Raw genomic sequence first — 13146 nt, forward strand, 5'->3', positions numbered from 1 at the left:
TCCGTACTGGTAAACGTGGCACATTTCAGGTTCACTACACTTTCACCGCAATAATTCCGGAGTTGAATAGCAAAGATGGAAAGTAAAGTTTCCCAGTCTGGAAACAATGCAATCAATCGCAGCGATAATGCGGTGCTGGCATTAAGTAATATCGATTTAAAATTGTTGCGCGTATTTAAATGCGTGGTGGAAGCCGGTGGATTAACCGCGGCCAGCCATGAGCTGAATATTGGTCTGGCGGCGATCAGTAAGCAGGTTTCCGATTTGGAAATTCGTCTGGGTATGACACTGTGCAGCCGCGGGCGCGAAGGCTTTGAACTGACGCAGTACGGTATCAATGTCTATCAGGCGACGCTGGAGCTGTTTGTCTCCCTCAACCTGTTCCGTGAACGCCTGCACAACAGCCGCAACGAGCTGCTGGGCGACATCGCCATTTGCGTGGTGGATAACACCATTTCCGATCCACAATCGCCGGTCACCAGCGCGGTGCAGCAGTTGCACCAGAATGCACCAAAGGTGCAAATCCGGCTGCAAACGGCGCAATTAGATGATATTGAACGCGGTATTAGCGAAGGACGATTTCATTGCGGCATCGCGCCAGTTTATGAAATGAAAAGTGATTTCGATTACTTCCCGTTATATAAAGAATATTCGAAATTATATTGTTCCGCGGGTCACCCGCTTTATTCCGGCAGTCGTGATCATAAAATACCAGTGGAATTATTACGTGAACAAAAAGTCATAAATCATTTATATGTCACACCACGTGATGCACGCCGCCTGATTCCATTACACGACAGCGGGGTACAGGCCGTTCAGGTTGAATCCGTTGCCATGCTGATTCTGACCGGACACTTTATTGGTTATTTACCTGAACACTACGCGGCTGCGTTTATTACGCGCGGTCAGCTGTGTGAATTGGGTGATGAATCGATACGCATGGAAAATCCGTTCTGTCTGATGATGAAGAAAGGCCGCAAAATAAACCCGATTATCCGGCTGTTTATGCAGGCACTGGCGATCCCTGAGGTTGAAGCTACGCACTAAAATAGTGCAAAAGCGCGCGATAAATCGCGCCGCTACGGTATGAGCAGCCCTTTATGACCCCGTAAAAACCTTGCCGAGACACTGCGCCATCTCGTTGCCGACGTAATGTCCAAACGGGGCAATCGGCTGATAACCCTGACGGGCATAAAACGCCAGCGCACGCTGATTCACTTTGCGCGTTTCCAGCCACATCGCCTGATAACCCTGCGCCCGCGCCTGCTGTTCCAGAAACTGCAAAACCGCTGCACCGATGCCCTGCCCGCCACTTAACGCATACATCCGCTTCAGTTCGGCGATACCCGGTTGCAGCGGACGAAACGCGCCACAGCCCACCGGCCTGCGCTGGGCATCGCGCGCAATGGCAAAGCAACTGCCGGGTTGCTGCATCGCGTCCGGGTCAAAACTGGCGCGCCCGCTGCTGCCAGTGAGCTGCGCCAGCGTAGTGGATAAGCGATCCAGCAGCCAGTCGGCATCTGGCTGTTGGATCGACTCCTGCGCCACCACAATCATGCGGGTGCCCGCAGCGTCTTAAACATCACAGTGGTGGCATCCAGTACGCCTTCCGTGGACTCGGCATAGTACGGAATGGAACCGGCAATCTGCCAGTCAAGCGACAGATAGAGGGCCGTCGCCACATCACCGCTACGCGTATCCAGCACCAGCAAGGTTTTCCCTTTATCTGCCGCCAGTTGTTCTGCCTGCTGCATCAGGCGTCGGGCAATCCCCTGACGACGAGCACGCGGATGCACCAGCAATTTGCTGATCTCGGCACGGTGACGACCATTGGGCATCGCGCTATAGCCCACCATCACCGTCGCCACGATCTCACCGTGCAAACGCGCCACCAGCAGCTGATTATCGCCACTGGCAAGGCTGAAAATTTTGTCCTGCCAGAAACGCTCAATCACCGCCCGATCGCTGGCGTCGATAAAACCCACGCTGGCCCCATCTGCCACGCAGCCCTGCAAAACATCACACAACGCGCCAATTAAGGGTTGCGCCTGGCTGGCACTAAGCTGTTCGATCTCAATCATGGTTTGCACACCACCAGAATGTAACGTGCCCCGCCCTGCGGGTGCGCGGTAAAGGAAGATTTGCCGTTCAGATGGAAACGCAGGCAGTCACCGGCCTGTAAGGTCCAGCTTTGCGATTCCATGGTGATGGTCAGTTCACCGGATTGTAACCAGATATGCTGCTCCAGCCCCTGCACCGGCGGCGCGTCATAATCGATACGCGACCCCGGTTGCAGCACCGCTTCCACCATTTCTGCTCTAAAATGAGAAGCAGGTGGCGAAACGTTGCGGCGCTGAAAGCCGCTCTGCTCATCCACCCATACCGGCTGCTGTTCGGCTGTCAGTAGCAGCAGCGCGTCCTCCTCGACCTCACTCAGTAAACGCGACATGGTGAGACCGTAGGCAACACAGAGCCGGTTAAGCAACGCTGCCGTTGGGCTGGTCTCCGCGCGCTCAATGCGCGACAATGTCGCCCGACTGATGCCGGTTGCCATCGCCAGTTCATCCAGCGACCAGCCGCGTTGCAGGCGTAATTCCGCCAGACGTGCGGCCAGACGGTCTTCGGTATCCGGTTCAGACATGATAACCTCTCATATGTGGATTTAATTTCTCATATGTGAGATAAAGCCTGAAAACATGACCCGCGTCAACTTGTACAAAAAAAAATTCATTGTACAAGTTTGCAACCACAGTTATGGTGAGGCATCGCAGGTCAGTAGATTGAGGAAGATATGGCCTTATACAGTATCGGTGACGTTGCCGAACGCTGTGGAATCAATCCGGTAACACTTCGCGCATGGCAGCGACGTTACGGTCTGTTAAAGCCTCAGCGCACCGAAGGCGGTCACCGACAGTTTGATGATGAAGATGTTCAGCGCATTGAAGAGATCAAGCGCTGGATAGAAAGTGGCGTGCCCGTGGGTAAGGTGAAAGCCTTGCTGGAAGGGGAAAGCGTCAATGTGCATGATGGCTGGAACACGCTGCAGGAAGAACTGATGAGCGTGTTGCGCCATGTCAGACCTTCCAAGCTGCGGGCCAAAATCGCCACCATCGGGCGTGAACATCCGGTGGATGCGCTGATCGATCACGTCATTGTGCCGGTGCGCCAGCGTCTCGGGCTGGATCAGAATACCGCACGTACCATGTGCAGCCTGCTGGATGGCGCGTTAATTGACTACGTGACGTTTTGCCTGACCGGCTCACGTAAAAAAGCCGGGAAAGATGCGCTGATGATCGGCTGGGGCGTGGAAGATCGCACACGCATCTGGCTGGAAGCCTGGCGGCTGTCGCAGCTGGGATGGCGGATGGATGTGCTGGCAGAACCGCTGGAACTGCCGCGCCCGGAGTTGTTTCCCGGTCAGAATCTGTTTGTCTGGACAGGAAAAAAACTGACCCGCCGTCAGCATGAGCAACTGGAACACTGGCAGGCGCAGGGCTTTAATATCCACCTGCACGATCCGACGCAGTAAAAACGCACACATCGGCCTTTGCCTCGGCGGATGTGCGCGTTATCATGCCGCCCTCCATGACTTTTTTCAGGTTTCGACATGAACTGGCAAAAAATCTTCATCTCCACCCTGTTTGCCGTGATGGCGCTCGGTGGTATGGGCGGCCTGATGCTGGTTGGCTACAGCCTTATCCTTCACGCCAACTAAGCCAGCGCTGCAACCGCTCCAGCGCGCGATCGCACACCAGCGCCAGCAACGCCACCAGCACCGCCCCCTGAATGATGTAGGCGGTGTTGAATCCGCTCAGGCCGATTATCACCGGCGATCCCAGGCTTTCCGCACCAACCGTTGACGCAATCGCCGCCGTACCGATGTTAATCATCACCGAAGTACGAATCCCGGCCATGATCACCGGCGCAGCCAGGGCCAGCTCAATTTGCCATAAACGCCGCCATGGCCCCATGCCAAGACCGGTGGCGATTTCGCGATTGCTGGCGGGTACGCTATCCAGCCCGGCGAGGGTACCCTGCAAAATCGGCAGCAAACCATACAGAAACAATGCGATCACCGCAGGCAGCGCGCCAAACCCCATCACCGGCACCGCGATAGCCAGTACCGCCACTGGCGGAAAAGTTTGACCGGCGGCGGCCAGTGTTTCCAGCAATGGGCGAAAGGCCCGTCCGCTCTGGCGCGTGGCAAACACCGCGCAACTCACCCCGACCACCATCGCCAGTACGCTGGCACTGACCACCAGCCACAAATGCGCCAGCGCCAGTCGCCAGAAACTGTCCTGCTGATATAAAGGCCGCTCCAGCTGCGGAAACCAGGCGCTAAACAGCGGCGCGCTGTATGGCAATCCCCATAGCAGCAACAGAAATAGCGCCAGCAGCCAGCTCAGCGGATCTTTGAGCCAGCGCATCAGCCCGCCTCGCGCTGGTGCAGCAGATCGCTAAAATGCAGCACCCCAAGCGGTTGCTGATGCTGATCGACCACCGGCAGCTTGTCGGTACGTCGGGCAATGAACTGCGACAGCGCCTCGCGCAGCGTGAGCGCCGCGGCGATCGGCTCCGCCTCCAGCCATTCCCCGCGCCGTACCGCGTTCCCGGCCCGCCCCAGTGCCAGCAAACGCACACCCAGTTCACTGTGACCAAAAAATTCGCGCGCAAAATCGCTGGCGGGCTGAGTCAGCAGTTCGATCGGTTTGCCCTGCTGCACAATCTCCCCGCCATCCATCAGCACCAGATGATCTGCCAGCGTCAGCGCCTCGTCGATATCGTGCGTCACCAGCACGATAGTGCGGCCGGACAGCCGATGAATACGCAGCATCTCCTGTTGCAACGCCTGCCGGTTCACCGGGTCGAGCGCACCGAACGGCTCATCCATCAGCAATAATTCGGGATCGGCCGCCAGCGCACGTGCCACGCCGACACGCTGCTGCTGCCCGCCAGATAGCTGATGCGGATAGCGGGTGGACAGATGCGGGTCCAGATTCAGCAGCGCCAGCAGTTCCGCCACGCGCTCGCGAATGCGCGCCTGCGGCCAGCCCAGCAACGACGGCACGGTAGCGATGTTTTTCGCCACGCTCCAGTGCGGAAACAAGCCGATGGACTGAATGGCATAGCCGATGCGCCGCCGTAACGCGCGCGCATCCATGCGTTCAATCGCCTCACCGGCGAAGCGAATTTCCCCGCTATCATGCTCTACCAGCCGGTTGATCATTTTCAGCGTGGTGGATTTACCGGAACCAGAGGTGCCAATCAGCACCGTAAAGCTTCCCTTTGCAATCTGCAGCGACAAGTTGCGCACCGCCGCTTTACCGTCGAAGATTTTATTTACCTGATGAAATTCAATCATATTGTCTCTCCAGCAGTGCCGCCACTAAACGCAGCAGCGCATCGGCGATGACCGCCAGCGCAACGACCGGGATCACCCCCAGCAGCACCAAATCCAGGGCGCTACTCAGCAACCCCTGAAACAGAATGGCACCAAACCCCCCCGCGCCAATCAGCGCCGCAACCACAGCCAGCCCCAGCGTCTGTACCACCACCACCCGCAACCCGGACAGCCACACCGGCAGCGCCAGCGGCAGTTCCGCATGCCAGAACTGTTGCCAGCGGCTCATCCCCATCCCGCGCGCCGTTTCCCGTACCTCTGGCGGCACCTGCTGCAAACCCGCCACCACGCTGCGCACCAGCGGCAGCAACGCGTACAGCACCAGCGCAATCAGCGCCGGTGCCATGCCAATACCGGCAATGCCCCAGCGCCCGAGAACCGGGAAATGGGCAGCCAGACCGGCCAATGGCGCAATCAGCAGGCCAAACAGCGCTACCGAGGGGATGGTTTGAATCAGGTTCAGCACGCTAAAAGCCGCCTGCTGCCAGCGGGTGCGCCGGGCAATGAGGATGCCGAGCGGCAGGCCAATCAGCAGCGTCGGCAGCAGCGTGCCACCGAGCAAGGTCAGATGCTGGCTGAAAGCCGCGTCAAAGGTCGCGCTACGGTTGGCATACTCTTTTAACAAGGAAAGTTGATTGAGATGGCCGCTCAGCAACAGGCCAAGTGGTAACAACCACATTTGCAGATTGAGCAGGATGCGCCATGTGGTTTGCGGGTTGAGCTGACGAATCGCCTCTGCCGCCAGCAGCAGCGCCAGTGCCGCCACGCTCCAGAAACCGCTACCAAAAGCGGTGCGCGCCAGCCGGCTGCCACTCTGCGCCAGGAGCGTCGCCTGATGTCCACCCAGCCAGATCAGCAGCGTAAACAGGCATTCGGCACTCACCAGCAGTAGCAATGCGGTGCGGCGGCCGGGCTGGCACAACAACAACAGCCAGAGTGCCAGCAAAGGAAGCAGCAGCCCTCCCCCCAATGGGATCTGCCACAGCAATAGCGGCTGGCCTGACACCAGCCGGTTGGCGGCATAACTGAGCAGCGGCAGCGTGGCAAACGTCAGGCTTATCAGCACCACCAGCAGCAGAATCACCGGTTGCTGGCGTGGCCTTTGCGTGATCAATGCCACGCGTTACAGCAACTTATTCTGCTGTAGCCACGTTTTAGCCACCTGACTGGCATCCTGACCCTCCACCGCGATCTGCGCGTTAAGCTGTTGCAGCGTCTTTTCGTCGAGTTTGCTGAACACTGGTTGTAGCCAGCTGGCAATCTCAGGATATTGCTTCAGCACGACATCGCGGATCACCGGGGTGGGCGCGTAAATCGGCTGTACTCCTTTCGGATCGGTCAACGTTTGCAGCCCCAGCGCCGCAACCGGGCCATCAGTGCCGTAAGCCATCGCCGCATTCACCCCGGAAGTTTGCTGCGCCGCCGCTTTGATGGTCACCGCCGTATCGCCGCCCGCCAGCGACAGTAGCTGTGACTGATCAAGTTTGAAATCATAGGCTTTTTCAAACGCCGGTAACGCATCGCTACGCTCAATAAATTCTGCCGAGGCCGCCAGTTTGAAGGTGCCACCTTTTTTCAGATACTGGCTCAAATCCGCCAGCGAGGTGAGTTTGTTTTTCTCAGCGACATCGCTGCGTACCGCGATGGTCCAGGTGTTGTTGGCGGGTGCAGGGGTCAGCCAGACCAGATGATTTTTCTCCGCATCCAGGGTTTTGACCTTCTCATAACCCTGCTGCGCATTCTTCCACGCCGGATCTTTCTCATCATTAAAGAAAAACGCCCCGTTACCGGTGTATTCAGGATAGATATCCAGCGCTCCGGCGGTAATGGCACCGCGTACCACCTGGGTGGTGCCAAGCTGAATTTTGTTAACCGTCGGCACCCCGTGCTTGTTCAGCACCTGCAAAATAATATTGCCGAGCAGCGAACCTTCCGTATCAATCTTTGAACCCACCCGCACCGGATCCGCCGCCTGCGCTGCGCCAACACTCATTGCCAATGCTATCAGTCCCAGTAAACCCTGCTTAATCATGCCGTTCACCCTCGGTATTGTTATCGTATGTTGAGTTACAAGCGTAGCCTGGCGAACCGGGATGGGCGCGGTCAAGTGCGCCAGGGGCTTTCACTTCGCTCAATTTCTGCTAGCCATTTCAAATCAGTTATAACCAATTCACAGTTCATATAACCAAATGGAATTTTTCAGCAGCGAACTGAGGATGTTCGGCATCAACGATGTTGCACGCAGGTTAAGCTCATGCTGACCAGCACCGGGATGGTGGTGGTAGCGCATTTAGGGTGTTACAGGTGATCAGGCCGTGATCTGAAAAGCGTTCAGCGTGGCGGGAATACGCGCGAAGGTGTAGAGAAACCATGGAGTGAACTGAGCCGGCTGCTGGGCGATTTCCTGCTGGATTTGCGCCACGGAACGGTAGCACCAGGCGTCGGCTTCTTCCGGGTTTAACTCGGGCTGCTCATCACTGATAGCAAAAAATACGTGACCATATTCATGTTCTGTCAGGCCATTGCTGAGCGGCAGGTTGTAGCTCAGTTCAAATACCGGGGTCAGCGTCAGCGTCAACCCCATCTCTTCGCGCAAGCGGCGTTCCGCGGCAGCGCGCGTCGATTCCTGTGGATAGGGATGACCGCAGCAGGTGTTGCTCCACAATCCACCGCAGTGATATTTACCACTGGCACGTCGTTGCAGTAGCAGTTCATGCCGCGAATTAAATACGTAAACCGTTACCGCACGATGCAGTAATCCTTTTTCATGAACTTCCAGCTTTTCCATCTTGCCGGTGGGACGATCGAGGTGGTCAACGAGAATAACTTCTATGGCGGACATGACAACTCCTTCAGAAAAATCTCAACTATTGTACACAATCACCACGCAGCGAGCGGCAAAAATTGCGTACATTCCGTGCGTTTCCGTAACGGAACGTTAATCTTAGCAGCCAGCATAAAAAATGGGGAATTTCTGCTTCGAAAGGAGAATCGGCAGCCCGGAATGAGCTGCCGTGCCAGGTAAGGTTAGAGTTTAAAGCTATGCACCACCTGCTCCAGTTGCACGCTCTGTTCTTCCATCGCACGCGCCGCAGCGGAAACCTGTTCAACCAACGCGGCATTTTGCTGGGTGCTGCCATCAAGCTGGGTAATAGCGACGTTAACCTGATCGATGCCCAGGCTTTGCTCGCGGCTGGCAGACATGATTTCAGCCATCAGGGTGGTCACGCTGCTGACGCCCTGCATCAGTTCATCCATGGTCTGCCCTGCCTGCTCCACCAGCTGGCTACCGGTATCGATATTGGCGACTGATTCCTCAATTAGCTTTTTAATCTCACGCGCCGAGTTCGCCGAGCGTTGCGCCAGATTGCGCACTTCCGATGCCACCACGGCGAAACCACGTCCCTGCTCTCCAGCGCGCGCAGCCTCCACCGCAGCGTTCAGCGCAAGGATATTGGTCTGGAAAGCGATGCTGTCGATGACGCTAATGATATCCACCACTTTGCGCGAGGAGTGGTGAATCTCGCCCATGGTACTTACCACCTGACGCACCACTTCGGTACCGCGTGCCGCCACCTGCGAGGCCCCATCAGCCAGCTGATTGGCATGGGTGGCATTATCGGCGTTCTGACGTACCGTACCGGTTAATTCTTCCATCGAGGCAGCCGTTTCAACTATCGAGCTAGCCTGCGATTCGGTACGCGCGGAGAGATCCGCATTGCCACTGGCAATCTCGCGCGAAGCTGCGGTGATGGCCAGCGCACTGTCGCCCACCTGGCGCATCAGTCCCTGCAAATAGGCGATAAACTGGTTGAAACTCTGCGCTACCGCGTTGAATTCCGGGCTGTTGCTGGCCGGCAAACGCTGTGTCAGATCGGCCCCCCCGGTTGATAACGCTTCGATATTGCGGTTCAGCAGGCTGAGGCGCTTCATCATGGCGCGCACAAAACCGAGCAGCACCAGCAACAGGATCACCGCCAGCGGGATTTGCACCAGACCAAGGCGCGTCAACATGCTATGGGTTTGAGCATCCAGCAGGCTCGACGGAACATCACTGGCCAGATACCAGGGGCTGCCAGGAATCGCTTGCAGGAACAGGGTATGTTCTCCGTCATCACCTTTGTAGCTGGCCTGGGTCGGCTGCGCCCCCGCTTGCGCCAGCAAGGTTTTCAGGGTCGCTGCCAGCGGCAGTTGAGTGTCTGCCAGATTTTCCAGTTTTGGCGTCCCCTCTACCAGCGCGGCGTTACCCACCACTTTGCCATTGGCCTCGACGATCAGCACGCGCCCCTGGATTGCTTCGCCCATTTGCTTCGCCAGCTGGTTGAAAAAGCCGAGAGTGACGTCAATGGTTGCGACGCCCCAGACCGTGCCATTGCGATAAATCGCCATCGCACAGTTGGTACGCGGCTGCGGGCTGGCTGCATCCTGATAGGCTTTCGCCCAGGCGCACTGCCCTTTGGCCGCAGCCATGCCATCTTTGTACCACGGCTGCTCCCAGTATTTATCGGCAGCATCGGAGTTCCAGTAGGTATTCACCTGCAGCTGATTACTGGCGTTGCGCGCAAAGAACGAGCTGTCTTTTTCTTTGGCGGGATCGCGGCGATTGGGTAACGGCCAGATGCCGCCGCCAAACACGTTGCTATCCTGATATTGGTTCACCAGCGCGGGCAGCAGCGTATCAATGCTGGCGCTGTCCATCACTCCGGCTGCTTCGGTAATGGCGCGTTGCTGCGCCTGTACGCGGTTCATCTGCTCAACGATGCGTCCGGCCAGGCCGTCCACTTCGTAACGTACCAGGCGGCTCTCATTTTGCGTGAGTTGCGGCGCAATAAACTGGTTGATCACCATCACGGTGACCAGCATCAGGACAACGAAAAACGCGATGAGGGTCGCGGTGAAACGTGATTGTGTGGTTTTTAACATTGGAGTGCCCTTACCCTGGAGTGGCGAGATGCCTGATCCGGGTTAACGGCTTGTTAAGAAGGAACTTGAGGTGCGCGCGATCACAAAGCAATAAAATAGTTGATGCGGGTAATGATCCAGCCGCGCCACGGCGCGGTGTGCCATGATCTCCTCATCCGGAATTACCGTGACATCAATCAGTGGGAAGAGATGGCAGTAAATCTGCTCAGCCAGTACCTGGTTGCGGAATGAAGCCAGCCAGTCTGGCTACTTGAGTTATCTGCGCCTGATGGGGGCTCTCGCCCCCCAGACGGTGGCTACCTGACACGCGGGGAAGGTTCTACCACTTCCTGACGAGGGCGAAAAACGTGGTCATTCCCTTCAGCCAGCAGGCGTTGCACCAGTTGCTGGCCGCCGCGTTCGTCGGCTTGTGCGAACTGGCGCTCAGCCTCGGTAATCGGCGTGGACCACAGTAAATTCACCCGATCGCCTTCGCGCTTTGGCAGACGGAACTGCGCGGGTTCCGGGGCCAGTCCATTTGCCAGCAGGAAACTTTCAAACCCCACCGGGGCCACTTCCGACGCCAGCGTATGGCCTTCTCCCAGCCAGGTCAGCCGCGCCCACGGCAGATGAGCAAACTCCGCCAGTGCGCTGGCCATCTGCACCGCATTGGCTTCGTCCATCACTTCGCCATCCACCGCCATCGCCAGTTCGATCCGCCGATACTGCGGGGCCAGCTCATCAAACAGGTAATCCACCTGTGGCATCGGACGGATGCACATCCCCAGGGTGAGAAAATACCAGACGCCCTGATGCCAGTGCTGCGAAATCGCCATCGGTGGCCAGTTGCCCTGATCGATGGCGTAATACTTCACCGACTCGCCAAATTGCGCCTGATAGCACTGCATCAGCTCACGCTGCACCGCATCCCACTGATGGCCGTCGTGCCAGTCTCGCCAGAAATGACGCTGTTGTTCTGCGCGCGCGTAGTAATCATTGGTTGATGCGGAACCGAGCGGTGCCGTCAGGCGATTGGCTTTGATGCAACCTGCCGAGAAGCTGACCTGTTTGTCCTGATACAGACTCCAGCCGGGGATCACCGCCAGCAGCTGGCCGTAATACCACAGCGCCGCGCCCTCATCGCCCGGTTCCCATATCACCTGTAAACCTGCCGGATCGAGCATCGGCTCGGCTTCCAGCGTGCGGCAATACTCAGCGCTGAGCAGCGGCGCGATACCCTGCTCCATCGCAGCACGATCTTCGGTGGCTGGTGCGGGCAGCAGGTTGCGTAGCCAGCACCCGCGCACCGCATATTGGCTGCGGAACAGGTCGCTTGGCCAGATGTAAAAATAGGCCGTGCGCGCGTCCTGCTCGACGATGGCCGTTAATGTGTGTTGCTGATTAGGCACCTCAGCAATCAGAGGTTGGTGTGTCATAACGCCTCAACAATGCCTGGAGGGATCCATTTCCCCCGAGAATAGAGCAGGATCGGCACTCGCGCCATGTGACACAAGGGTAAAACTCTCAAAGTGATGCCGGGAAAGGTTGAGAATTGTTGATGTTTCGCTACGGGCATCGCACTCAGACATCAAATTATTTCGCGATTCATTTGCTGCTGCGCATGCTATTGTCGCCCCATTCGCATCAAAGGAGTCGCCGTTATGGTGCTGCAAAATCTGGATTTGAACCTGCGTGATGTGGTGATTTTCGCCCTGCTGGTATGGTTGTTTATCCGCTACACCTGGGTGATGTCAGCGCTGACGTTGATCGTTGGCGGCATTGCCTTGCTGGTGATCCTGCCTGCCGATCTTTACTACAGCCTGATACCGCTGGCGCTGATCGGCTTCGGGCTGGGCATGTTGATCCACCACTATCAGTTGCGGCAGTTAACCCTGCGCCGCGAAGCCAGAACGCCACGTACTTACACCAAAACCGGAGATGGGTTTCATCCGTGATGAATCAGCGTCCCATACGTTTCATGGCGCGCGCATAAGCTCCACGCTGGATCGACCAGCGCAACAACCCGGCGATCAGATGAATTTGTCCATCCACCAGCCGTTGCTGCACAGGAGTGATGGTTAAGCCTGCCTGCTGCTGCGCCCAGTCGGGCAGCAGACCCGTCCCCGCTTTCAGCATCACCTTCATCACCGGTTTCGCCTGCCAGCTGGGTGCTGGCGCGTTCATCAGCAGTTGCGTTACTTCACGTGTGCGTTCATCGCACACCAGCTGCGGACGCATCGCCTGCAAATAGTCTTCCACCGCCGCGACACTTTGCGGCACCTGCTCTGCTCCCAGAGATTCAGCAATCAGCGCCGCTTCCTGATAATAACGATCCTGCTCCGCCAGGCTGAGATGGGGATTTTTATAGCGCAGGTGGGCGGCAAGGAAGCGGCTGGTTTCCGCCACGTGCACCCAGGTCAGCAACTGCGGGTCGCTGGCGGCATACGGATGTCCGGCATTATCAACGCCAGTCACGCGCAGATGAATCCGTTTGACGCGTTCAATCAGCGTATGGGCATCCTGCCGGTTACCAAAGGTGGTGACGGCGATAAACTGACTGGTGCGTCGTAGCCGCCCCATCATGTCTTCGCGGAAGTTGGAGTGATCCCATACACCGGCTAGCGCCGCCGGATGCAGCATCTGCAACAATAAGGCACTGATGCCGCCGCACATCATGGATGCAAAATCACCGTGCACACGCCAGATAACGCTGTCCGGCCCGAACAGGCCCGGGTCGCCTGGTGGTTGCGAGATGTCGAATTCATTGAGCGAGAGGCCATTCAGGCGAAAGACTTGTTGTTCGATGCGGTTGCGGATGTTCATGGTGTTGGGTTGATGAAATT

The 13146-nt window shown here is 57.3% G+C and carries 14 protein-coding genes and 1 pseudogene; 3 read left to right on the forward strand and 12 right to left on the reverse strand.

What is annotated here, in order from left to right:
• The first annotated feature begins 75 nt into the window (after positions 1-75).
• Positions 76-1047, forward strand: a complete 972-nt coding sequence (locus tag RCF31_RS06740) for a LysR family transcriptional regulator (protein WP_416412899.1) — start codon at positions 76-78, stop codon at positions 1045-1047.
• Between the two features lie 51 nt (positions 1048-1098).
• On the opposite strand, the gene RCF31_RS06745 is transcribed toward RCF31_RS06740, so the two are convergent.
• From RCF31_RS06745 to RCF31_RS06755, 3 genes are read right to left on the reverse strand one after another with little or no spacing between them, the layout of a single operon-like run.
• A complete protein-coding gene (locus tag RCF31_RS06745) occupies positions 1099-1557 on the reverse strand; it encodes a GNAT family N-acetyltransferase (protein WP_416412900.1) in 459 nt (152 codons plus the stop codon).
• Positions 1554-2081 carry a GNAT family N-acetyltransferase gene (locus RCF31_RS06750; RefSeq protein ID WP_299446627.1) on the reverse strand — a complete coding sequence of 176 codons (528 nt, stop codon included), beginning with the start codon at positions 2079-2081 and terminating at the stop codon, positions 1554-1556. Before RCF31_RS06750 ends, RCF31_RS06745 begins: the two co-directional genes overlap by 4 nt.
• On the reverse strand, positions 2078-2641 hold the full coding sequence (locus RCF31_RS06755) for a helix-turn-helix domain-containing protein (RefSeq protein WP_299446630.1): 564 nt from the start codon (positions 2639-2641) through the stop codon (positions 2078-2080). The genes RCF31_RS06750 and RCF31_RS06755 overlap by 4 nt, the downstream gene beginning before the upstream one ends.
• 150 nt (positions 2642-2791) lie before the next feature.
• Here RCF31_RS06755 and RCF31_RS06760 point away from each other — a divergent pair, with 150 nt between their 5' ends.
• A complete protein-coding gene (locus tag RCF31_RS06760; RefSeq protein ID WP_299446633.1) occupies positions 2792-3529 on the forward strand; it encodes a MerR family transcriptional regulator in 738 nt (245 codons plus the stop codon).
• A 166-nt stretch (positions 3530-3695) separates the two neighbouring features.
• On the opposite strand, the gene RCF31_RS06765 is transcribed toward RCF31_RS06760, so the two are convergent.
• The 8 genes and pseudogenes from RCF31_RS06765 to RCF31_RS06800 form a co-directional block, all read right to left on the reverse strand.
• Complete coding sequence (locus RCF31_RS06765; RefSeq protein WP_416412901.1) at positions 3696-4427, reverse strand: ABC transporter permease; 732 nt, start codon at positions 4425-4427, stop codon at positions 3696-3698.
• A complete protein-coding gene (locus RCF31_RS06770; RefSeq protein ID WP_299446639.1) occupies positions 4427-5362 on the reverse strand; it encodes an ABC transporter ATP-binding protein in 936 nt (311 codons plus the stop codon). The genes RCF31_RS06765 and RCF31_RS06770 overlap by 1 nt, the downstream gene beginning before the upstream one ends.
• Positions 5355-6521: an ABC transporter permease gene (locus tag RCF31_RS06775; RefSeq protein WP_416412902.1), complete on the reverse strand. Its 1167-nt coding sequence runs from the start codon at positions 6519-6521 to the stop codon at positions 5355-5357. The genes RCF31_RS06770 and RCF31_RS06775 overlap by 8 nt, the downstream gene beginning before the upstream one ends.
• A gap of 3 nt (positions 6522-6524) precedes the next feature.
• Positions 6525-7433, reverse strand: a complete 909-nt coding sequence (locus tag RCF31_RS06780; protein WP_299446645.1) for an ABC transporter substrate-binding protein — start codon at positions 7431-7433, stop codon at positions 6525-6527.
• A 276-nt stretch (positions 7434-7709) separates the two neighbouring features.
• Positions 7710-8243: an isopentenyl-diphosphate Delta-isomerase gene (gene idi / locus RCF31_RS06785; RefSeq protein ID WP_299446648.1), complete on the reverse strand. Its 534-nt coding sequence runs from the start codon at positions 8241-8243 to the stop codon at positions 7710-7712.
• 185 nt (positions 8244-8428) lie between these two features.
• On the reverse strand, positions 8429-10324 hold the full coding sequence (locus RCF31_RS06790) for a methyl-accepting chemotaxis protein (protein ID WP_416412903.1): 1896 nt from the start codon (positions 10322-10324) through the stop codon (positions 8429-8431).
• A 114-nt stretch (positions 10325-10438) separates the two neighbouring features.
• Positions 10439-10543 (reverse strand): annotated as a pseudogene (locus RCF31_RS06795) (Rpn family recombination-promoting nuclease/putative transposase); the annotation flags it as partial.
• 77 nt (positions 10544-10620) lie between these two features.
• Positions 10621-11739 carry a suppressor of fused domain protein gene (locus RCF31_RS06800; RefSeq protein WP_416412904.1) on the reverse strand — a complete coding sequence of 373 codons (1119 nt, stop codon included), beginning with the start codon at positions 11737-11739 and terminating at the stop codon, positions 10621-10623.
• A 225-nt stretch (positions 11740-11964) separates the two neighbouring features.
• Between RCF31_RS06800 and RCF31_RS06805 the strand changes: the two genes are divergently transcribed.
• Positions 11965-12258 carry a hypothetical protein gene (locus tag RCF31_RS06805; RefSeq protein ID WP_299446660.1) on the forward strand — a complete coding sequence of 98 codons (294 nt, stop codon included), beginning with the start codon at positions 11965-11967 and terminating at the stop codon, positions 12256-12258.
• A gap of 4 nt (positions 12259-12262) precedes the next feature.
• Here RCF31_RS06805 and RCF31_RS06810 read toward each other — a convergent pair whose 3' ends face one another.
• The gene (locus RCF31_RS06810; protein ID WP_299446664.1) at positions 12263-13126 is read right to left on the reverse strand and encodes an oxygenase MpaB family protein; all 864 of its coding nucleotides are present in this window, start codon (positions 13124-13126) and stop codon (positions 12263-12265) included.
• Positions 13127-13146 lie beyond the last annotated feature (20 nt).

The sequence above is a fragment of the Pantoea sp. App145 genome, from assembly GCF_047947045.1.
Classification (GTDB): Bacteria; Pseudomonadota; Gammaproteobacteria; order Enterobacterales; family Enterobacteriaceae; genus Pantoea.